20 protein-coding genes are annotated in these 20,809 nt (G+C 68.9%); 9 read left to right on the top strand and 11 right to left on the bottom strand.

Translation table 11 applies throughout. The features are described from left to right. The 4 genes from dxs to BST42_RS02745 form a co-directional block, all read right to left on the bottom strand. Entirely contained in the window at window positions 1-1,917 is a 1,917-nt protein-coding gene (gene dxs, locus BST42_RS02760) for a 1-deoxy-D-xylulose-5-phosphate synthase (RefSeq protein WP_083116995.1), read from the bottom strand. A 28-nt stretch (window positions 1,918-1,945) separates the two neighbouring features. Then, on the bottom strand, window positions 1,946-3,268 hold the full coding sequence (gene nhaA, locus BST42_RS02755; RefSeq protein WP_083116994.1) for a Na+/H+ antiporter NhaA: 1,323 nt from the start codon (window positions 3,266-3,268) through the stop codon (window positions 1,946-1,948). 88 nt (window positions 3,269-3,356) lie between these two features. Continuing rightward, window positions 3,357-4,586, bottom strand: coding sequence for a class I SAM-dependent RNA methyltransferase (locus BST42_RS02750; RefSeq protein ID WP_083116993.1), 1,230 nt, complete (start codon window positions 4,584-4,586; stop codon window positions 3,357-3,359). Continuing rightward, a complete protein-coding gene (locus tag BST42_RS02745; protein WP_197935820.1) occupies window positions 4,561-6,564 on the bottom strand; it encodes an APC family permease in 2,004 nt (667 codons plus the stop codon). The genes BST42_RS02750 and BST42_RS02745 overlap by 26 nt, the downstream gene beginning before the upstream one ends. 78 nt (window positions 6,565-6,642) lie before the next feature. Between BST42_RS02745 and BST42_RS02740 the strand changes: the two genes are divergently transcribed. Both BST42_RS02740 and BST42_RS02735 read left to right on the top strand, forming a co-directional pair. Beyond that, a complete protein-coding gene (locus tag BST42_RS02740) occupies window positions 6,643-7,320 on the top strand; it encodes a potassium channel family protein (RefSeq protein WP_083116991.1) in 678 nt (225 codons plus the stop codon). Continuing rightward, entirely contained in the window at window positions 7,320-8,003 is a 684-nt protein-coding gene (locus tag BST42_RS02735; protein WP_083116990.1) for a potassium channel family protein, read from the top strand. Before BST42_RS02740 ends, BST42_RS02735 begins: the two co-directional genes overlap by 1 nt. Here the strand turns inward: BST42_RS02735 and BST42_RS02730 are convergent. Genes BST42_RS02730 through BST42_RS02720 form a run of 3 tightly spaced genes read right to left on the bottom strand, consistent with a single transcriptional unit; the run spans window position 8,000 to window position 10,511 of the window. Beyond that, window positions 8,000-9,421, bottom strand: a complete 1,422-nt coding sequence (locus BST42_RS02730; RefSeq protein WP_083116989.1) for an MFS transporter — start codon at window positions 9,419-9,421, stop codon at window positions 8,000-8,002. The genes BST42_RS02735 and BST42_RS02730 overlap by 4 nt on opposite strands. A 2-nt stretch (window positions 9,422-9,423) precedes the next feature. Next, a complete protein-coding gene (locus tag BST42_RS02725; RefSeq protein ID WP_435405998.1) occupies window positions 9,424-10,143 on the bottom strand; it encodes a DUF3159 domain-containing protein in 720 nt (239 codons plus the stop codon). Beyond that, complete coding sequence (locus BST42_RS02720) at window positions 10,140-10,511, bottom strand: OB-fold nucleic acid binding domain-containing protein (RefSeq protein WP_036338547.1); 372 nt, start codon at window positions 10,509-10,511, stop codon at window positions 10,140-10,142. The genes BST42_RS02725 and BST42_RS02720 overlap by 4 nt, the downstream gene beginning before the upstream one ends. Before the next feature lie 122 nt (window positions 10,512-10,633). On the opposite strand from BST42_RS02720, the gene BST42_RS02715 reads away from it, so the two are divergent. Next, window positions 10,634-11,338: an alpha/beta fold hydrolase gene (locus BST42_RS02715; protein WP_083116987.1), complete on the top strand. Its 705-nt coding sequence runs from the start codon at window positions 10,634-10,636 to the stop codon at window positions 11,336-11,338. On the opposite strand, the gene BST42_RS02710 is transcribed toward BST42_RS02715, so the two are convergent. Continuing rightward, window positions 11,339-12,130 (bottom strand): DUF3710 domain-containing protein, encoded by a 792-nt coding sequence (locus BST42_RS02710; RefSeq protein WP_237159173.1) that lies wholly within the window; start codon window positions 12,128-12,130, stop codon window positions 11,339-11,341. It lies immediately after the preceding gene. Then, window positions 12,127-12,591, bottom strand: coding sequence for a dUTP diphosphatase (dut, locus tag BST42_RS02705; RefSeq protein ID WP_083116985.1), 465 nt, complete (start codon window positions 12,589-12,591; stop codon window positions 12,127-12,129). Before dut ends, BST42_RS02710 begins: the two co-directional genes overlap by 4 nt. A 25-nt stretch (window positions 12,592-12,616) precedes the next feature. On the opposite strand from dut, the gene BST42_RS02700 reads away from it, so the two are divergent. Then, window positions 12,617-13,102 (top strand): DUF3093 domain-containing protein, encoded by a 486-nt coding sequence (locus BST42_RS02700; RefSeq protein WP_083116984.1) that lies wholly within the window; start codon window positions 12,617-12,619, stop codon window positions 13,100-13,102. 8 nt (window positions 13,103-13,110) lie between these two features. On the opposite strand, the gene BST42_RS02695 is transcribed toward BST42_RS02700, so the two are convergent. Continuing rightward, window positions 13,111-13,413, bottom strand: a complete 303-nt coding sequence (locus BST42_RS02695; RefSeq protein ID WP_083116983.1) for a DUF4193 domain-containing protein — start codon at window positions 13,411-13,413, stop codon at window positions 13,111-13,113. 170 nt (window positions 13,414-13,583) lie between these two features. On the opposite strand from BST42_RS02695, the gene cei reads away from it, so the two are divergent. Further along, window positions 13,584-14,234, top strand: a complete 651-nt coding sequence (cei, locus tag BST42_RS02690) for an envelope integrity protein Cei (protein ID WP_083116982.1) — start codon at window positions 13,584-13,586, stop codon at window positions 14,232-14,234. On the opposite strand, the gene BST42_RS02685 is transcribed toward cei, so the two are convergent. Further along, complete coding sequence (locus BST42_RS02685) at window positions 14,235-15,083, bottom strand: inositol monophosphatase family protein (protein WP_083116981.1); 849 nt, start codon at window positions 15,081-15,083, stop codon at window positions 14,235-14,237. Window positions 15,084-15,184: 101 nt separating this feature from the next. Between BST42_RS02685 and ppgK the strand changes: the two genes are divergently transcribed. The 4 genes from ppgK to BST42_RS30270 all read left to right on the top strand — a co-directional run bounded on the left by ppgK (window position 15,185) and on the right by BST42_RS30270 (window position 20,763). Continuing rightward, window positions 15,185-15,967 carry a polyphosphate--glucose phosphotransferase gene (gene ppgK, locus BST42_RS02680; protein WP_083117259.1) on the top strand — a complete coding sequence of 261 codons (783 nt, stop codon included), beginning with the start codon at window positions 15,185-15,187 and terminating at the stop codon, window positions 15,965-15,967. Window positions 15,968-16,142: 175 nt separating this feature from the next. Beyond that, window positions 16,143-17,639 carry an RNA polymerase sigma factor gene (locus tag BST42_RS02675; protein WP_083117258.1) on the top strand — a complete coding sequence of 499 codons (1,497 nt, stop codon included), beginning with the start codon at window positions 16,143-16,145 and terminating at the stop codon, window positions 17,637-17,639. A gap of 211 nt (window positions 17,640-17,850) precedes the next feature. Continuing rightward, window positions 17,851-19,143, top strand: a complete 1,293-nt coding sequence (locus BST42_RS02670; RefSeq protein ID WP_110918458.1) for a serine hydrolase domain-containing protein — start codon at window positions 17,851-17,853, stop codon at window positions 19,141-19,143. 165 nt (window positions 19,144-19,308) lie between these two features. After that, complete coding sequence (locus BST42_RS30270) at window positions 19,309-20,763, top strand: hypothetical protein (RefSeq protein WP_165760763.1); 1,455 nt, start codon at window positions 19,309-19,311, stop codon at window positions 20,761-20,763. Window positions 20,764-20,809: the final 46 nt, after the last annotated feature.

The raw sequence follows: 20,809 nt of genomic DNA, 5'->3' as shown, positions 1-20,809 counted from the left end.
TCAGTTCGTCTTTTCGGCCGAATCGCTGACGGTCTCGTCAAGCGTTCCGAGCGCGGCCACCCAGCCGGTCACCTGACGGGCGATGTTCTGCTCGGTCAGGCCGATCTCCTCGAGCACCTCACCGCGACCGGCGTGGTCGATGAACTGTTGCGGCACACCGAGATCGCGACACGGCACGTCGATGTCGGCGGCACGCAGAGCAGCCGAGACGGTGGAGCCGATGCCACCGTGCACACCGCTGTCCTCCATCGTCACCACCAACTTGTGCGAGATGGCAAGCGGCGCAATCCCGTTGGGCACCGGAAGCACCCAGCGCGGGTCGACCACGGTCACGCCGATCCCCTGATTGCGCAGCCGCTGTGCGACCTTCAGCGCCATCGACGCGAACGAACCCACCGCCACGAGCAGGACGTCCTGACTCAGGCCGTCGGCCGGGCGCGCAAGAAGGTCCATCCCGGACACCCGCTCGAGTGCCGGAATATCTTCGCCCACTTCACCTTTGGGGAAACGGATGGCGGTCGGGCCGTCGTCGACCTCGAGCGCCTCGCCGAGTTCTTCCCGCAGGCGGGCGCCGTCGCGCGGCGCAGCCACCCGCATCCCCGGGACGACGCCCAGGATCGACAGATCCCACATGCCGTTGTGGCTGGCGCCGTCGTTGCCGGTGATCCCGGCGCGGTCCAGCACGATCGTGACCGGCAGCTTGTGCAGCGCGACGTCCATCATCATCTGGTCGAACGCGCGATTGAGGAACGTCGAATAAATCGCCACCACCGGATGTAGGCCGCCCATCGCCAACCCGGCCGCCGATGTCATCGCGTGCTGCTCGGCGATGCCGACGTCGAACAGCCGGTCCGGAAAGCGCTCACCGAACGCCGACAATCCGGTCGGGCCGGGCATCGCCGCGGTGATCGCCACGATGTCGCGCCGCTTGGCGGCGTACGAAATCAGCGCATCGGAGAACACCGACGTCCAGCCGGGTGCGGCGGACTTCGTAGCCAGCCCGGTGTCGGGGTCGATGACGCCGCAAGAGTGCATCTGCTCGGCCTCGTCGTTCTCGGCCGGCGCGTATCCCATGCCCTTGCGGGTGACGACATGCACGATCACCGGCGCCTTGAAGCCACGGGCGTGCCGCAGCGCGGTCTCCACCGCATGCTCGTCGTGGCCGTCGATCGGGCCGACGTACTTCAGGCCGAGGTCGGTGAACAGCACCTGCGGTGACAGCGCATCCTTGATGCCGGCCTTCACGCTGTGCATCGCCTGGTAGCAGGCTTCGCCGATGATGGGCATCCCGCGGACGGCGACCCGGCCGCGCTCCAGCACCCGCTCGTAGCCCGGCTGCAACCGCAGCCCGGCCAGATGGTCGGCCAGCCCGCCGATGGTCGGCGCGTAGGACCGCCCGTTGTCGTTGACGACGATGATCACCGGCCGCTTGGCGGCGGCGATGTTGTTCAGGGCCTCCCAGCACATGCCGCCGGTCAGCGCCCCATCGCCCACCACCGCCACCACGTGCCGGTTGCGATGTCCGGTCAGCTCAAAGGCCTTCGCGAGGCCGTCGGCATAGGACAGGGCGGCCGACGCATGGCTGGACTCCACCCAGTCGTGCTCGCTTTCGGCCCGCGCGGGATAACCCGAGAGGCCGTCCTTCTTGCGCAGCGTGTCGAAGTCGGCGGCACGGCCGGTGAGCATCTTGTGCACGTAGGCCTGGTGGCCGGTGTCGAAGAGGATCGGATCGTGCGGCGAGTCGAAGACCCGGTGCAGCGCAAGGGTCAATTCGACAACACCGAGATTGGGGCCGAGGTGGCCGCCCGTGGCAGCGACCTTGTGGATCAAGAACTGGCGAATCTCGGCAGCCAGTTCGGTCAGCTGCGCCTGGGACAGGTGTTGCAGATCTGCGGGGCCGCGAACCTGTTCAAGCATCTGGCCAGTCTACGCACCGTCGTAGAGATCAGTCCTGTCCAGACTCGTAGATGTCGGGCACACCATCGTGGTCGAGGTCGCGGTTCTCCAGCTCCCACACCAGCCGGTAATGCCGGTTGCGCAGCCGCAGCACCACCGACGCGAGCAGGGCGGCCAGCAAACTTCCTGCCAGCACCGCGACCTTGACGACATCCTGGCGCTCAGAGCCCGGATCGTAGGCCAATTCGCCGATCAGCAGGGACACCGTGAACCCGATGCCGGCCAGCATCGACATGCCGAACACGTCAACCCAGCGCAAAGCCGAGTCGAGCCGGGCGCGGGTCACCGCGGCAAGTACCCAGGTGGTCCCGAACACCCCGACGGTCTTGCCCACAACCAGCCCGCCGACGATGCCCACCGCGATCGGATCGGACAACGCCGTTATCAAACCGTCATAGCCGCCGAACGTGACACCGGCGGCGAAGAACGCGAACACCGGCACCGCGAAGCCCGCCGACACCGGACGCATCCGGTGCTCGAAATGTTCGGCCAGCCCGGGGCCTGCCTCCGGACCTCCGGCGGCTTCGCTGCGCATGACCGGCACCGCGAACCCCAGCAGCACCCCCGCGACCGTCGCATGCACGCCGGACTCGTGGACGAAGGCCCAAGTCAGCGCGGCCAGTGGGATCAGCAGCCACCAGGACCGGATCCGGCGCTGTACCAGCACCGTGAACAGTGCCAGTGGGATCAGTGCGGTCAGCAGCGCGGGGAGATTGATCTTGTCGGTGTAGAACACCGCGATCACCGTGATCGCCAGCAGGTCGTCGACGACGGCCAGGGTGAGCAGGAATGTGCGCAGCGCCCCCGGCAGATGCGTGGAGAGGACGGCCAGCACCGCCACGGCGAACGCGATGTCGGTCGCCGTCGGGATGGCCCACCCTCGAGCCGCGCCGCCACCCTCACCGAAGGTGAACGAGACGAAGATCACTGCCGGCACGACCATGCCGCCGACGGCGGCGGCGATCGGCAGCGCGGCGCGACCAGGATCACGGAGGTCGCCTGCGACGAATTCACGCTTGAGTTCGAGCCCGACGACGAAGAAGAAGATGGCCAACAACCCGTCGGCCGCCCAGCCGCCCAGCGTCAGATCGAGGTGCAGGCCCAGCCGGTCGGTGCCGACGTGGACCTGCCCGAGCCGGTGATAGGCCGCCGACCAGGGTGAGTTCGCCCAGATGAGGGCTATCGCCGCGGCCACCAGCAGCAGCGCCCCACCCACGGTTTCCTTGCGCAGGATCGTGCTGATGCGGGATGTCTCCGACCACGACCCCCGGGCGAACAGCGAGCGGGAGACATACGAGTTTCGGTCGGCCACCAATCTCCTCAGACCTCGACGAGCACGGGAAAACTATCGCCGACCAGACTTCCCGGCACACCTGCGGACCGAGTCTAGTCGCCCGACGTCACCGGGTGAGTATCGCGACGCACTCGACATGATGGGTGAGCGGAAACGAGTCGAACACCCTCAGCTCCTCGACGGTGTAGCCCTGCTTGCGATAGAGCCCGATGTCGCGGGCGAATGATGCTGCCTCGCAACCGATGTGGATCACCCGTGGAACACCCGCGGTCGCGAGCTGGTCGATGACCTCCCGGCCGGCGCCGGCTCGCGGCGGGTCGAGGACCGCGACGTCGGCACGGTGTGGCTGTGCGCTCAGCGCCCGCCGGACCGAATCGGTGACCACCGATACGCAGGTGAGGTCGGCCAGCGCCGCGTGCGCCGCCCGGGACGACCCGCGCGAGGTGTCGACGGTGATCACCTGCCCGGTGTCACCGACGCCGTCGGCCAGCGCCGCCGCGAAAACGCCCGAGCCGCCGTACAGATCCCACGCCGTCATCCCGGCGTCCAACTGTGCCCACTGACCGATCAGGCCGCTGTAGACCCGGGCCGCATCGCGGTGCGCCTGCCAGAACGCCGTCACCGGTATTCGCCAGAGCCGGTCGCCGACCCGTTGCACCGCTTCGTAATTGCCCTCGACGACCCGTGTCGAGACCTTGCGGCCCGACCGCGGCCCGGACTGCACGACGTGCCGGTCGCCGTCGTCGTCGACCGCCACATGCACGTGCGCCCCCGGCGCCCAGGCGACATCCGCAAGCCCGTCGAGCATGCCGGGTGGCAGCTGCGCGCAATCCAGATCGGTGACGAGTTCCGAACTGTGATAACGGTGGAACCCCACCTGGCCCGCAGCGGTGGTGTCCAGCCGCACCCGGGTTCGCCAGCCGCGCGCCGCGCCGTCACCGAGCGGTTCGGCCACCCCGTCCCAGTGAAAATCACCGAGCCGGGCCAGCTGATTGGCCACCACCTGCCCCTTGAGCACCCGGGCCGCCTCGGGCGTGGCGAACGCCAGATCGCAGCAGCCTGCCCCGCCGACCCCGGCGATCCGGCAGTGCGACTCCACCCGGTCGGGTGACGGCTGGATGACCTCGATTGCCTCTGCGTGCCAATAGGATCCGCGGTCTCCGGTCACCCGGGCCCGCACCACTTCGCCGGGCAGGGCATACCGGACGAACACCACCCGGCCGTCGTGGCGTGCCACGCAGCTACCCCCGTTGGCGGCCGCGCCGGTGGTCAGTTCCAGCTCGACCGTGTCCCCCTGACTCACTATCGATTCACTCCAAAAAGCCCCGTCGTACATCGCCCGGAGCGTTCTGCGACTGCAACTCGTGCACGCGCTCCGACGAATTGAGTTGCCACGGAACCGAAGTCACCATCACGTTGGGCATGAACAGCAGTCGACCCTTGAGTCGCAGCGCGCTCTGATTGTGCAGCACCTGCTCCCACCAATGGCCGACCACGTATTCCGGGATGAAGACCGTCACCACCGTGCGGGGCGCTTCCTTGCTGATCCGCTTGACGTAGTCGAGGACCGGACGGGTGACCTCTCGGTACGGGGACGCAACGACTTTCAACGGAACAGTGATGTCGCTGTCTTCCCACTTGTGGACCAGCTGACGAGTTTCGGAGTCGTCGACGTTGACCGTGATGGCCTCGAGCACATCAGGCCGGGTGGCCCTGGCGTAGGACAGCGCGCGCAATGTCGGCATGTGCAGTTTGGAGACCAGCACGACGGCGTGGTTGCGGCTGGGCAGCACCACGTCACCCTGCTCGGCTTCCTGCTCGGCCAGCTCGCGGGCGACGGTGTCGTAATGCTTGTGGATCGCCTTCATCAGAATGAAAAGGCTTGACATGGCCAGGATTGCGATCCACGCTCCGGCGACGAACTTGGTGACCAGCACCACGATCAGCACCGCGCCGGTGGCGAGGAAGCCGATTGTGTTGATGACCCGGGAGCGCATCATGTGCCTGCGGGCGCGGGGATCTGTTTCGGTGCGCAAGTGGCGCGTCCAGTGCCGGACCATGCCGATCTGGCTGAGCGTGAACGACACGAAAACGCCGACGATGTAGAGCTGGATGAGCGCGGTCACCTCGGCCCGGAAAGCCACCACGAAAGCGATCGCGGCCAACGCCAGGAACACGATGCCGTTCGAGAACGCCAGCCGGTCACCGCGAGTGTGCAACTGGCGCGGCAGGTAGCGGTCCTGAGCCAGGATCGAACCCAGCACCGGGAAACCGTTGAAGGCGGTGTTGGCCGCCAACACGAGGATCAGGGCGGTGACACCGGTGATCAGGAACAGGCCGATCGGGAAGTCGTGGAACACCGCGTCGGCCAGCTGCGCCACCAACGTCTTCTGCTGGTAGTTCTGCGGCGCACCGACCAGCTGGCTGGCGGGATCGTCGGCCACCTTCACCCCGGTCGCCTTGGCCAGCAGGATGATGCCCATGAACAGCGAGATGGCGATCAGGCCGAGCATCGCCAACGTTGTCGCCGCGTTGCGCGACTTCGGCTTCCGGAATGCGGGCACACCGTTGCTGATCGCCTCGACACCGGTCAGCGCCGCGCACCCGGACGAGAACGCCCGCGCAACCAGGAACACCAGGGCGAAACCGAGCACCTTGCCGTGCTCGTTGTGCACCTCGAAGCCAGCGGACTCGGCGCGCAGCGGGATGTCGAGCACGTAGATCTGGAAAAGGCCCCAGCCGAGCATGATGTACATGCCGAACATGAACGCGTAGGTGGGAATCGCGAATGCGGTGCCCGACTCGCGGATCCCGCGCAGGTTGATCGACGCGAGCAGCACGATGGCCGCCACCGCGAACCACACCTTGTGGGTGTCGACGAACGGGATTGCCGAGCCGATGTTCGACATCGCCGAAGCCATCGACACCGCGACGGTCAGCACATAGTCGACCAACAGGGCGCTGGCCACCGTCAGCCCCGCCGTCGGCCCGAGGTTGGTGGTCACCACCTCGTAGTCGCCCCCGCCGGACGGGTAGGCGTGCACGTTCTGGCGGTAGGAGGCGACCACCACGAGCATCACGAGCGCGACAGCCAGCCCGATCCACGGCGCCATGGTGTAGGCCGACAGGCCCGCCACCGAGAGCACCAGGAAGATTTCCTCGGGGGCGTAGGCCACCGACGACATGGCGTCGGAGGCGAACACCGGCAAGGCGATGCGCTTGGGCAGCAGCGTGTGACTCAGCTTGTCGCTGCGGAACGGCTGCCCCAGGACCAGCCGACGTGCGGCGGTCGAAAGCTTAGACACGAGTGCCAAGAGTAAGCCTTCACCGATTTGGCTGTAGCGTTCCCCATACGGTCGGGTCGGCGCACGGCAAAGTCGAGAGGACACCAGGTGCGGGTAGTGGTGATGGGATGCGGCCGCGTCGGCGCCTCGCTGGCCGACGCGCTGTCCCGGATAGGCCACGAGGTGGCGATCATCGACCGGGACCCGACGGCCTTCCACCGGCTGTCCCCCGACTTCTCCGGCGAGCGGGTGCTGGGCATGGGCTTCGACCGAGAAGTCCTGCTGCGCTCGGGAATCCAGAACGCCGATGCGTTCGCCGCGGTGTCCTCCGGGGACAACTCCAACATCATCTCGGCGCGCGTCGCCCGCGAGACGTTCGGCGTGCAGCGCGTGGTCGCACGCATTTACGATGCCAAACGCGCCGCGGTCTACGAACGGCTGGGAATCCCCACGGTCGCCACCGTGCCGTGGACCACCGACCGCCTGCTGGGTGCGCTGGTGCGCGACACCGAGACCACCAAATGGCGCGATCCCACCGGCACGATGGCCGTTGCCGAGGTGGCCCTGCACGAAGGCTGGGTAGGTCACCGGCTGACCTCGCTTGAAGTTGCGACCGGCGCGCGAGTCGCGTTCGTGGTCCGGTTCGGCACCGGCATCCTGCCCGAGCCCAAGACCGTGCTGCAGGCCGGCGACCAGGTGTACATCGCGGCGGTGTCCGGGCGCGCCGCCGAAGCGCTGGCCATCGCCGCGCTGCCACCCGGCCCCGACGTCGGAGAGGGGCACTGATGGGCGACAAGCGGCTCAAAGTGGCGATCGCCGGGGCAGGCGCAGTCGGCCGGTCGATTGCCCGCGAACTGCTCGAGAGCGAGCACGAGGTCACGCTCATCGAGCGCAATGCCGAGCATCTCGACGTCGACGCCATCCCGGCCGCGCACTGGCGCCTCGGCGATGCCTGCGAGATCAGCTTGCTCGAGTCGGTGCACCTGCAGGAGTTCGATGTCGTCGTCGCCGCCACCGGCGACGACAAGGCGAACGTGGTGCTGTCCCTGCTGGCCAAGACGGAGTTCGCGGTCTCGCGCGTCGTGGCCCGGGTCAACGACCCGCGCAACGAGTGGCTCTTCGACAGCTCGTGGGGCGTCGACGTCGCGGTGTCCACACCGCGGATGCTGGCCTCGCTGGTGGAGGAGGCCGTCGCGGTCGGTGACCTGGTGCGTCTCATGCAGTTCCGCCAGGGCCACGCCAACCTCGTCGAGATCACCCTGCCCGACGACACCCCGTGGGGCGGGCGGCCGGTCCGCAAGCTGATCCTGCCGCGGGACGCCACGCTGGTGACGATCCTGCGCGGGCCGCGGGTGATCGTGCCGGAGGCCGACGAGCCGCTGGAGGGCGGCGACGAGCTGCTGTTCGTGGCCGCCCCGGAAGTGGAAGACGAGTTGCGCAAGACCGTGCTGTCGGCCTCGACCGGCTAGTCCGGGTACACCGGCGCCGGGGGCGGCCCGTCCCGGTCGTGACACGCCGCGGCGGCGGCCGACGACTCGGCGGACAGCGCAGGCGCGTCGTCGCGGATGCCCACCGCCGAGACGATGCCCGCGATCACCAGGAGAACCGCGGCAGTCATTACGCCGTGGCGGAAACCGTCGAAAGTCATTGCGCCACCGACGATGACCGCGGTGAATGCGATCGCGATCAAACCCGCCACCCGGGCGACAGCGTTGTTGATCGCCGAGCCGATGCCGCTTTGCGACGTCGGGACGGCGGCCAGGACCGCGGCGGTCAGCGGGGACACGGCCACCGAGAGCCCCACCCCGAACAGCGCCATGCCCGGCAGCGTCTGCAGCCACACGTTGCCTGCGCCGATCGCCATCCATCCGAACCCCGCCGCGGCGATCAGCGGCCCGACCGCCATGAAGCGGCGCGGGCCATAGCGGCCGGCGAGCTCACCGAAGCGGGCCGCCAACAAGAACGACAGGACCGGCACCGGCAGTGTCGCCAGGCCGGCCTGCGCGGGCGACAGTCCCCCGACCTCCTGCAAGAACAACGCCACCAGCAGCTGGCCCAGTGAGATGCCCGCATAGAGGAACACGGTGGCCAGGTTGCCGACCGTGAAGTTGCGTGCCGAGAAGACCGCGGGCGGCAGCATCGGATGGCGGGCGCGGCGTTCCCACCAGCCGAACGCGATCAGGCTGGCGGGCCCGACGATGAGCGCGGTGACGATGGCCGGATCGTGCCAGCCCAGCCGCTGCTGTTCGATCATCGCGAAGACCGTCGCGCTCAGCCCCAGCGCTGTGAGGACCGCGCCGACTGCGTCGATGTGTGCACCCGTCCGGGGTGTCCGATCGGTCAGCTTGCCTGCGAGGATGAGCGTGACCGCGAGTGGGACCACGTTGACGGCGAACACCCACCGCCAGCCCAGCGTTTCGACCAGCACACCGCCCAGCAGCGGCCCGATGACGAATGCGGTGCCGGTCCAGGCCGTCCAGACGCCGATCGCGCGGGACTGTTCGGCGCCGGTGAACCGGGCGTTGAGCATGGCCAGTGAACTCGGGACCAGAAAGGCCGCGCCCAGTCCCTGGACGCAACGGCCGACGACCAACACCGGTCCGCTCGGTGCGGCCGCGCACAGCAGTGATGCGACGCCGAACACCACGAGCCCGGCCCGCAAAACCGTCAGCCGCCCGAAGGTGTCGGAGATCGCGCCGGCAAGCAGAATCAGCGCACCCAGCGTCAGCAGGTACCCGTCGACGACCCATTGCTGGATGACAAGTCCGCCGCCGAGTTCGGCACCGATGGCAGGCAGGGCCAGATTCACCACCGAACCGTCGAGAAACGCGACGAACGACGCGAGTACCGCGACGGCGACGAGCAGACGGTCGTCGCGCCCAACCACAGTCAGTCTTCGGCGGGCGCGACGTCGCCGTCGTGGCTGCGTGCGTGGGCGGCGTGGATGGCGCGTTGCGCGGCGCGGATCGCCAGGTAGGTCACCAGGGCGGCCACCGCGGTCAGCGGCCAGCCCATCGCGATCCGGGCCACCCCGAGCCAGCCGGTCTGATCGGCGTCGTACAGGTGGCGCTGCACCGCGAACCGGGAGGCGAACACCAGCACCCAGGTCAGCGTCGCGATGTCGAAGGCGAACACCGCGCGCCGGTTTCCGCGCCAGGCACGGTCCTTGTTGCTGATCCAACTCCAGGCGTATCCCACAATGGGCCTGCGGATGACGACCGAGAGTGCGAACACCGCCGCCCAGATCAGCGACGTCCAGATGCCCAGCAGGAAGTAGCCCTTCGACGCGCCGACGATCCAGGCGATCAGCGCGCTGATCCCCACGCCGATGAACCCCGAGATGGCGGGCTGCACCGAATCGCGACGGTAGAGCCGCCACACCAGGATCAGGGCGGCGACGCCGAGCGCCGCACTGATCGCGGGCACCAGGCCGAAGGCGGTGTTCACCGGGACCAGGACCACCACCGGCAGTGCCGAGTAGATCAGGCCGCTGACGCCGCCCATCTGGGCGAGCAGGGCCTGCGCGGGCGTCGTCTCCTCGGGGGTTCCCGCTGGGGTGTCGGCCGGCGCGTCCTGACTGCGATCGCTGTCTTCGACGGGACGGCTCAAGTCTGGATCTCGTAGTGCGGGTTGTAGATGGCCTTGGTGCCGTTCTCGAGGGTGCCCAGCCGGCCACGCACTCGCAGGGCGCGGCCCGACTCGATACCGGCGATACGGCGCTGTCCCAGCCAGACCAGCGTGACGGTGTCGGTGCCGTCGAAGAGTTCGGCGCGAACGCCACCGGCGCAACCCTTGGCGTTGGTCTCCACACTGCGCAAGGTGCCCACCATCGTCACCTCTTGGCCGCGCTGGCAGTCAATTGCTCGCTGGGCGCCGGTGCCGGCGGCTTCATCGGTGAGTTCCTCGACGTCGCGCTGCTCAGGGTCTTCCGTCAACCGACGAGTGAGACGTCGAACGAAACTTTCGGCCGTAGCCATGGCCTCTCCTGATACTCCAGCGGATCACAATGCCAACGCAACGGTAGACCTCTTGGTGCCGCGATGCCATGTGGCATACCCGCGGCGGGCGTTGCCCATACGTAACAGGGCACGATCATGAGATGACGATCACTTTTCGCGGTGTGACGGCAGTGCTGCTGCCCGGCACGGGAAGCGATGACGACTACGTCTACCGGGCGTTCGCCGGTCCCCTGCACGGTGTCGGCGCGGTGGTCGTCACGCCTGCTCCGCAGCCCTCCCGGCTGGTCGCCGGCTACCTCGATGCGCTCGACGACGCCGCCCGGGGCGGCCCGGTCATCGTCGGCGGGGTGTCCATCGGCGCGGCGGTGGCGCTGGCCTGGGCACTGGCCCACCCGGGGCACGCGGTCGCGGTGCTGGCGGCGCTGCCCGCCTGGAGCGGTGCGGCCCAAACCGCTCCGGCCGCGTTGTCGGCCCGCCACACCGCGCATCAGCTGCGTACCGAGGGGCTGGTCGCCACCACCACCCAGATGCGCGCCTCCAGCCCCGCCTGGCTGGCCGACGAGCTGGCTCGGAGCTGGCTGGCCCAGTGGCCGCTACTGCCGGACGCGATGGAGGATGCCGCCGGCTACGTGGCGCCGGGCGTCGCCGAGATCGGACGGCTCGGTGTGCCGATGGGCGTCGTGGGGGCGACCGACGACCCGATCCATCCGCTGGAGGTGGCCCTGGAGTGGGTGGCGGCCGCGCCGCGGGCGGCGCTGCGGACGGTCAGCCTCGACGACTTCGGACCGAAGCCGGAAGTACTTGGTTCGGCGTGTCTGGGAGCGTTGACCGACGCCGAAGGATGATCAGCCGCCGGTACTGGAGCTGCGCAGCTGCTGCATGGCCGAGCCGGAGGCGCTGCGCCGTTCGGTCGGCGGCTGGGCCTGGCCCTGCTGCTCCTGGATCGTCGCCTGCTGCGCGGCCGCCATCTGAGCCTGCTGGGCGGCGGCCTGACGCAGCTGCTCGAGCATTGGTTCGGGCAGCTGGACCTGGAGCGGGGTGCGCACCGGCAGCGGCGTGTCACCGCGACGAACAACAGTGTCGCTCAACGCTTCTCGCGCCTCGGCAACCAGATTGCCCATGGCTTCGGGAGCGCCGTTGACCACACAGCGGATCATCCAGCGATAGCCGTCGACGCCGATGAAGCGCACTACGCCGGCGCCGGTGCCGACCACCTCGCGGCCCCACGGGCCGTCTTCGATGGAGACCTGTGCGTTGTCCTTGCGCAACGAGTCGGCCAGCTCGCCGGCCACCTCACGCCACAGCCCGGGCGACTTCGGCGCTGCGTAGGCGGCGATCGTGAACCGGCCGTGCGGCGTGACCACCCACACCGCGCTGGGCACGCCCACCTCGTTCAACTCGACCTGGATCTGCCCGGCCGCCGGCATCGGCACCAGCACCGAACCCAGGTCCAGGCGGGCTTCCGCGGCGTCGGCCGGGTTGTCGAAGTCCTCAATGTCGAACGGGCCACCGTCGTAACCGTCGTCGACGTCGTCGGCGTCGTCGACGTCGGCAGCGGGGTCCTGGACCGCCGGGGCCTCTGCCGTCGCGTCCGCGCCGGTGTCTGATTCGTTCTTTCGTCTGCCGAATGCCATCACAAACTCGCATGTCCGCCGGAGGATCCGTGGCCGCCTTCGCCACGGGTGGTGTCAGCCAGTCCGGCCTCGTCGAACGAGGCCACCTCGACCAGCTCTGGAAGTTCGACCCGCTGGACCAGCAATTGGGCAATGCGGTCGCCACGCCGGATCGCGATCGGCGTTGCGGGGTCGAGGTTGATCAACGAGATCTTGATTTCGCCGCGGTAACCGGCGTCGATCGTGCCGGGGCTGTTGACGATCGAAAGGCCAACGCGCGCAGCCAAACCGGAGCGCGGATGGACCAATCCGACCATGCCGTGCGGAATTGCCACGGCGATGCCGGTGGCGACCAGCGCACGCTCACCGGGCGCCAGGTCGACGTCCTGCGCGCTGAACAAATCCACGCCCGCATCGCCGTCGTGGGCGCGGCTGGGCAGTGGAAGATCGCGGTCGAGGCGAACCACCGCGAGAGGAGTCGGCACGATGGGAAAGACTACCCTTGGCCGCGTGTCTGGTTCGCGTGTGACCTCGCAAACCGTGCGGTACCGCGAGCGGCTCTGGGTGCCGTGGTGGTGGTGGCCGCTCGGTCTGGCCTTGGCGGCATTGATCGCCAAGGAAGTCACGATGGGTGTGCGCACGCTGCCGGTGTGGCTGCCGTACGTGGTGCTCGGTGCCGTCGCGGTGGGCGTGCTGCTGTGGATGAGCCGCACCGAGGTCCGGGTCGTGACCGGCGGCGACAACGGCGACGACGTCGAATTGTGGGCAGGTCAGGCGCATCTGCCGACGTCGGTGGTGTCCCGGTCGGCTGAGATTCCCCGAACGGCGAAGTCGGCGGCACTGGGCCGTCAACTCGATCCGGCAGCGTTCGTGCTGCATCGCGGCTGGGTGGGCCCGCTGGTCCTGGTGGTGCTCGACGATCCGGACGATCCGACGCCGTATTGGCTGGTCAGCGCCCGCCACCCGGACCGGGTACTCTCCGCGCTGCGGAGCTAATCAGCTAACTAAGCCGCACAGTCCGTGCAGAGCAGCACACCGTTCTTGTCGCTGGCCAGCCGGCTGCGGTGATGCACCAGAAAGCAACTCGAGCAGGTGAACTCGTCCGCCTGCTTCGGAACGACGCGGACCACCAACTCCTCGCCCGAGAGATCCGCCCCGGGCAGCTCGAAATTCTCCGCGGAATCCGTCTCGTCGACGTCTACTACGGCCGACTGCGCCTCGTTGCGGCGCGCCTTGAGTTCCTCCAGCGAATCCTCGGACACCTCGTCGGTCTCGGTGCGCCGCGGGGCGTCGTAGTCGGTAGCCATCTTTTGTCCCCTCGTAACCTCAGCATGGCTTTGTATCAGCGTGGAACGGATCCGCCAAACGATTCGTGCCCAGATCCCCCTTACGCCGTATGTGATTTACGTCACATGTATTCATTCTGATCGACGGGCGTGTTGGGCCAGGATGCGCCCGGTGCCTCTAGAGTGCATCCGTGGTCGCTCAAATCACGGAGGGCACGGCCTTCGACAAGCACGGTCGCCCGTTCCGTCGACGCAACTACCTGCCCGGACTGATCGCGCTGGGCGTGATGTTCGTGATCACCGCGATCGTGTGGGGATTTGTACTGACCCGCCCCGTCGACGTGCGGGAGGCCGCGGCCTGCAACCCGCCGCCACCGGCCGCCGAGCCCGGTGCGCCCACCCTCGGCCAGCAGGTGTCGCATTCGTCGATGATCGACGTTGCGCCGGCCAAACTCGTCGACACCAAGATCCGGGTGCTCAACGCCAGCGGCCAGGGCGGGCAGGCCGGCGAGGTCGCCGGTGCACTGCGCGACCTCGGCTTCGCCCAGCCCACCGCGGCCAACGACCCGATCTACACCAGCACCCGGCTGACCTGCCAGGGCCAGATCCGCTTCGGCGCCGGCGGCCGGGCCGGCGCGGCCGCGGTCTGGCTGGTGGCACCCTGCGTCGAACTGTTCCAGGACGACCGCAAGGACGACTCGGTCGACCTGGCCATCGGCACCGACTTCACCACGCTGGCGCACAGCGACGACATCGACGCCGTCCTGGCCGGTCTGCGTCCGGACGCCACCGAGCCCGCCGATTCGACGTTGCTGACCAAGATCCACAACGGCACCTGCTGATCAGGCCAGCGGCCGCAATCCGCCGAAACCCGCCAAGGCGTCGGTGAGCGCGGACGCGATCCCCGGCGCCGCCACAACCAGCAGCGCGCCGTCCTCGTCGGGCTGCGGCAACGCCACCACCGCGCCCGCCTCGGCGGCGATCAGCGCGCCGGCCGCCCAGTCCCACACGTGCAGGCCGTGCTCGTAGTGGGCGTCGAGACGGCCGGCGGCGACCATGCACAGATCCAGCGAGGCCGACCCGATCCGCCGGACGTCCCGCACCAGCGGCAGCAACTGCGCCAACAAGGCGGACTGCTCGGCGCGCCGCTGCGGGGCGTAGCCGAAACCGGTGCCCACCAACGCCATCGACAGATCCGTCACCGGGCCGGCCCGCAGCTGCAGGCGCTGCCCGTCGCGGGACACATGGGCGCCGTGACCGACGGCCGCCGAGTACACCTCCCCGCCGGCCACGTCGGCGACCGCGCCCGCCACCGACACGCCGTCGATCTGGGCGGCGATCGAGATCCCATACGCCGGAATGCCGTACATGAAGTTCACCGTGCCGTCGATCGGGTCGAGCACCCAGCAGACCGCACCGTCAGCGCCGGCCGCCGGACCGCCGCCCTCCTCGCCGAGAATCACGTCGTCGGGACGCAGCGCGCCGAGCCGATCACGCAGTAGCAGTTCGGTTTCGGTGTCCACAATGGTCACCGGATCGGTCGGCGTGCTCTTCGTCTGAACCGAATGCGCGGCGATCGAGCCGTGCCCGTCGCCGAAGACTTCCGCGCGCCTGCGGCGGACGAACGCGGCCGCTTCGGCGGCCAGCTGCTCGGCCAGTGCCCGTAACTCTTGTCCCCCGTTGTCAGTCACCCGACCATCGCAGCACAGACCTCCCGACACCGAACACAAAGGGCCGCGCAGCCACTAGTGTGTGCATCGCGCAGACCGCCCGCGTCGCCGAGGAGCAGCCCATGCCCGAGACCGAATCCCCCACCACCCCCGGACAGAACCGCGGCTTCGGCGTCGACGTCGGTGGCAGCGGGGTCAAGGGTGGGATCGTCGATCTCGACACCGGCAAACTGATCGGCGACCGCTACAAGTTGCTGACCCCGCAGCCGTCCACCCCCGAGGCGGTCGCCGAGACGGTCGCCGAGGTGGTCCGGCACTTCGATTGGACCGGCCCGCTGGGTGTGACCTACCCGGGTGTCGTCGTCAACGGCGTCGTGCAGACCGCGGCCAACGTCGACAAGGGCTGGATCGGGACCAGCGCCTCCGAGGTGATCGGCGCGGCGCTCGGCGGCCAGCACGTGGTCGTGCTCAACGACGCCGACGCCGCAGGCATCGCCGAGCAGCGCCATGGCGCCGGACGCAACCGGGACGGCGTGATCGTCTTGCTGACCTTCGGCACCGGCATCGGATCCGCGGTGATCCACGGCGGTCAGCTGCTGCCCAACACCGAGTTCGGCCATCTCGAGGTCGGCGGCAAGGAAGCCGAACACCGCGCGGCTTCCTCGGTCAAGGAGCGCAAGGACTGGAGCTACGAGCGGTGGAGCGAGGAAGTCACGAAAGTCCTGGTCACCATCGAGAACGCGATCTGGCCCGACCTGTTCATCGCCGGCGGCGGCATCAGCCGCAAGGCCGACAAATGGATCCCGCTGCTGAAGAACCGCACCCCGGTGGTGGCCGCGGAGTTGCAGAACGAGGCGGGCATCGTCGGGGCTGCGATGGCGGCTCAGGCCGACGTCACACGCTGATTTTTCGTCGCTCGGCGCGGTAGCGGCCCACACTGTCGTTACAATGGTCGATGGCGGCCGCCTACCGGATAGCGGCGAGAATCCACCACGAGATCCACGCCAATAGTCCTCATAGCCGACGCTTTCGGTGGCGCGCCCACGCCCGCCGAGAGCCAGCACGACCGAAAGGGTGTACGTGGCAGCGACGAAGGCAAGCCCGGCAACCGATGAGCCGGTGAAGCGCACCGCCACCAAGACTCCCGCGAAGAAGCCGGCAGTTAAGGCGGCCAACGGTTCCGCGCCGGCCAAGCGAGCCACCAAGGCCGCTCCCCGCGCCGCCGAAGCCGAAGCCGGCGATTCCGAGATCACTGAGGCAACGGCCGCGCCCACCAAGGCGCGTGCCACCAAGGCTGCCGCCAAGAAGGCGCCCGCCACCCGTGGCCGAGCCAAGAAGGATGCCGCCCCCGCGGACACCGACGCCGAGGCCGGCGCCGATGACGAACTCGACGGCGACCTCGACGTCGATCCCGAACTCGACGTAGCCGAGGACGACATCGAACTCGAGGACCTCGAAGACGTCGCCGAGGATTCTGACGAGGCGGCCGACGAGGAAGGCACCCCGGCTGCGGGCGCCCCGGCCGCCGAGGGCGAGTCCGGCGACGACGAAGACATCGCCGAGCCGTCCGAAAAGGACAAGGCCTCGGGCGACTTCGTCTGGGACGAAGAAGAGTCCGAGGCACTGCGGCAGGCGCGCAAGGACGCTGAGCTGACCGCATCAGCGGACTCGGTGCGCGCCTATCTCAAGCAGATCGGCAAGGTCGCACTGCTCAACGCCGAGGAGGAGGTCGAGCTCGCCAAGCGGATCGAGGCCGGCCTCTACGCCACCCAGCTGATGGCGGAGAAGACCGACAAAGGCGAAAAGCTCCCGGTCCAGCAGCGCCGCGACATGCAGTGGATCTGCCGCGACGGCGACCGCGCTAAGAACCATCTGCTCGAGGCCAACCTGCGTCTGGTGGTGTCGCTGGCCAAGCGCTACACCGGTCGCGGCATGGCGTTCCTGGATCTCATCCAGGAGGGCAACCTGGGTCTGATCCGCGCGGTGGAGAAGTTCGACTACACCAAGGGCTACAAGTTCTCCACCTACGCCACGTGGTGGATCCGCCAGGCGATCACCCGCGCGATGGCAGACCAGGCCCGCACCATCCGTATCCCGGTGCACATGGTCGAGGTCATCAACAAGCTGGGTCGCATCCAGCGCGAGCTGCTTCAGGACCTGGGCCGCGAGCCCACTCCCGAAGAGCTGGCCAAGGAAATGGACATCACGCCGGAGAAGGTGCTGGAGATCCAGCAGTACGCGCGTGAGCCGATCTCGCTGGACCAGACCATCGGCGACGAGGGCGACAGCCAACTCGGCGACTTCATCGAGGACAGCGAAGCTGTGGTGGCGGTCGACGCCGTCTCCTTCACCCTGCTGCAGGATCAGTTGCAGTCGGTGCTCGAGACGCTGTCCGAGCGTGAAGCCGGGGTGGTGCGGCTGCGGTTCGGCCTCACCGACGGCCAGCCGCGCACCCTCGACGAGATCGGGCAGGTGTACGGCGTCACCCGTGAGCGGATCCGGCAGATCGAGTCGAAGACCATGAGCAAGCTGCGGCACCCCAGCCGTTCTCAGGTGTTGCGCGACTACCTCGACTGAGGCCGAACCAATTCCGTTGCGCCGCGGCCGCTTTCAGTCGGCAGCTCGCGTTGCCGGGTGTGTGCTGCTGACCCTGGTCACGGCGTGCTCTCACGGTCTCGCGCCACACGCCACGGTGACCGAGACCGCACGCGCGGCCCCGGTTCCCACGTACGCGCCGGTGCGACCAGCGCCACCACCCACATCCGATCTTCCCGCGGTGTCGACGATCATGACCGAGGCCGTCGCGGCGAACCGCCTGCCCGGTGCGGTGGTCCTGGTCGGGCATGGGGGCACAGTCGTGTTCCGCAGGGCCTACGGGGTGCGCAAGCTGGCCGGTGAACGGGGCCTTGACGGGGTGCCCGCGCCCGCCGAACCGATGACCGAGGACACCGTCTTCGACCTCGCGTCACTGACGAAACCCCTTGCCACCGCGACCGCTGTCATGCAGCTTTACGAGCAGGGCCTGCTGGCATTCGACGACCCGATTCAGAAGTATCTGCCCGACTTCAACACCGGCAACGACCCCAAGCGCGCCGAAGTGACGGTGCGGATGCTGCTCACCCACACCTCAGGTGAAACCGGTGACGTCGAACTGAAGGATCCGTGGGGGCTGGGCTCCCCCGACCGGGCCGAAGGTTTCCGTCGCGCGCTGACCACACCACTGGAATCGCTTCCCGGAGAGGGCTTTCGCTACTCCGACATCAACTTCATCCTGCTCGGCGCACTGATCGAGCGAATCACCGGTGAGCCCGAGGACGACTACGTGCACCAGCACGTGTTCGTCCCGCTGGGCATGGCCGACACCCGCTATCTGCCGCTGGCGAAAGTCTGCGGCCACCAGACGATCACGGGTGCCGCAGTCCGGTGGTCACCCATCGAGTCAACCGAATGCAGTGCAGGCCAATGGAATACGAGCCTGCTACCCCGTATCGCACCGACAGCGTGGGATGAGGACAACCCCGGCGAGCCGAACCGCAACCCCGACTTCGGCCACCTGTTGCGCGGCACCGTGCACGATACGACGGCGCGACGGATGGGCGGGGTGGCCGGACATGCCGGGGTTTTCTCCACCGCCGCCGATGTCAGCGTCTTCGCCCAGGCGCTTCTCGACCGCCTTGCCGGCAGGCCAAGCACTTTTCCGCTGATGCAGTCGACCCTCGAGCTGATGACCTCCCCGCAGCAGCCGGGCCACACCGCGGGACAACTCGACGCGGCCAACGCCGCGCGGGGGAAGCCGGGCGGTCTCGCGCGGTACCCGGCGATCCCGGGTGCGAACCTTCGCGGCTTGGGCTGGGACATCGACACCGGCCAGTCCAGCACCCGCGGCACGGTGTTCCCGGTCGGCAGCTTCGGCCACACCGGGTTCACCGGCACCTCCCTGTGGCTGGATCCGGGCTCGGACACCTACGTGGTCCTGCTGTCCAACGCGATACACACCCGCGGTAGCTCACCGATCACGTCACTGCGCGCTGACGTGGCCACCGCCGCCGCGCGAGCGCTGCGCCTCTACGGCAGCCGCTGAGTGGGTCCCACGACCCCCAGCCCAACGGACACGCGATTATTTTCCTTGCCGTCACAAATATCGACCTCAGCACTGGCCGCCATGTGATGATCGGCGTGATCAGCTCGCCCGGAGCTCCCACGTCGAAGGGTTGCCGTGTCGCCATACAGTGCTCGCCGCCTTTTCTTGACAGTTCCCACGACGACGTTGTCGCTCACCTTCGGAACTGCATTCGCCGGTGCCGGTCTGCTGTTGGCCACCGCAGGCCCGGCCGCCGCAGCACCCGCTGAGCCGCCTTCGCCCAGTGGCCTGCAGTGCCTGATGACGAACACCGAGTGCACCTCGGCCGGTCCGGTGCAGACCCGCGCAACGCCGGTTTCCCCCACCGTCCTGGCCGCCGCCGTCAGCGACATAACGGTGCGTGACATCCCCATCATCGGCATCTTCATCGGCAATGGCGCCGACGCCCAGCCCGGTTGCGTCGGCAGCGCCTGCAACGGCGGCAACGCCGGACTGCTTTTCGGCAACGGCGGTAACGGGCTCGACGGCGGCAGTGGCGGAGCCGGTGGCTTTTTCTTCGGCCGCGGCGGGAACGGCGGAGCCGGTATCACCGGTGCCGCCGGCACCCTTCCCGGCGACGACGGCGGGAACGGCGCGAACGGCGGCAGCGGCGGGGCCGGTGGGTTCTTCTTCGGCCGCGGCGGGAACGGCGGAGCCGGCGGCGTCGGCGGCAGCGGCGCAAACGGGGCCACTGCCCCGACCCTCGGCGACAACGGCGGCCAGGGCGGCAACGGTGGGGACGGCGGGGCAGGCGGGCGAGGGGGTTTCTTCGGCCTCTTCGGTCTCAACGGCTGGACCGGCAACGGCGGCAGCGGTGGGACCGGCGGCGCCGGAGGCGGCTCGTTCACGACCCAATTCGCCGGTGCCGGCGGCCAGGGCGGAAGCGGCGGAAACGGTGGCCAGCTCGGCGGCCAGGGCGGTACCGGCGGCGCCGGCGGCATCGGCCAGTCCGGCGGCGCCGGCGGCAACGGCGGGCAGGGCGGGACCGGTGTCGCCGGCGGCAGCGGCGGCACCGGTGGCGCAGGCGGCCTGGCATCCGAAGGCAACGGCGGTCTCGGCGGCAACGGCGGCCAGGGCGGTACCGGTTCGCAGATCGGTGGCGCCGGCGGCACCGGCGGCTACGGCGGGACCGGCGGACCGGGCGGTAACGGCTTCGACGGCGGGGCCGGTGGCGCAGGCGGCACCGGCGGCCAGGGCGGCACGGGAGCAACCGGCGGAGCCGGCGGAAGCGGCGGCACCGGTGGCTTCGGCGGGGTCAACTTCGACTTCGGCCAGACCAACAACGCCGGCGCCGGCGGCACCGGCGGCGCAGGTGGTGCCGGCGGTCTGGGAACCGTGAAGTCGGGCGGCCGTGGCGGCACCGGCGGCACCGGCGGTTTCGGTGGCAACGCCGAGAACGGACAGACGAACACCGGCGGTGCCGGTGGATCGGGCGGTTCCGGAGGCAAGGGCGGCTCGGGCGCCAACGGCGCCAATCCGGGCAGCACCGGCGGCAGCGGCACTGCGGGCCAAGCTCAATCCGGTGGAGTAGGTGGCAAGGGCGGCTCCGGCGGTGGGGGCGGTACGGGCGGCGCAAGCTGAATCCCGCTCAGCCACCCGATATTCAGGTGCGCGAGCATGCCGCGCC

It is taken from the genome of Mycolicibacterium rhodesiae, assembly GCF_002086695.1.
Lineage (GTDB): Bacteria > Actinomycetota > Actinomycetes > Mycobacteriales > Mycobacteriaceae > Mycobacterium > Mycobacterium rhodesiae.
This window is presented reverse-complemented; position numbering and strand designations above follow the sequence as displayed.

What these genes read in the sequence shown, in the direction of transcription:
- BST42_RS02720 (WP_036338547.1), bottom strand. Translation starts at nt 10,511, where the DNA reads ATGGCTACGGCCGAAAGTTTCGTTCGACGTCTCACTCGTCGGTTGACG.
- dxs (WP_083116995.1), bottom strand. Translation starts at nt 1,917, where the DNA reads ATGCTTGAACAGGTTCGCGGCCCCGCAGATCTGCAACACCTGTCCCAG.
- BST42_RS02735 (WP_083116990.1), top strand. Translation starts at nt 7,320, where the DNA reads ATGGGCGACAAGCGGCTCAAAGTGGCGATCGCCGGGGCAGGCGCAGTC.
- BST42_RS02670 (WP_110918458.1), top strand. Translation starts at nt 17,851, where the DNA reads ATGACCGAGGCCGTCGCGGCGAACCGCCTGCCCGGTGCGGTGGTCCTG.
- BST42_RS02695 (WP_083116983.1), bottom strand. Translation starts at nt 13,413, where the DNA reads ATGGCTACCGACTACGACGCCCCGCGGCGCACCGAGACCGACGAGGTG.
- BST42_RS02715 (WP_083116987.1), top strand. Translation starts at nt 10,634, where the DNA reads ATGACGATCACTTTTCGCGGTGTGACGGCAGTGCTGCTGCCCGGCACG.
- ppgK (WP_083117259.1), top strand. Translation starts at nt 15,185, where the DNA reads ATGCCCGAGACCGAATCCCCCACCACCCCCGGACAGAACCGCGGCTTC.
- BST42_RS02750 (WP_083116993.1), bottom strand. Translation starts at nt 4,586, where the DNA reads ATGTACGACGGGGCTTTTTGGAGTGAATCGATAGTGAGTCAGGGGGAC.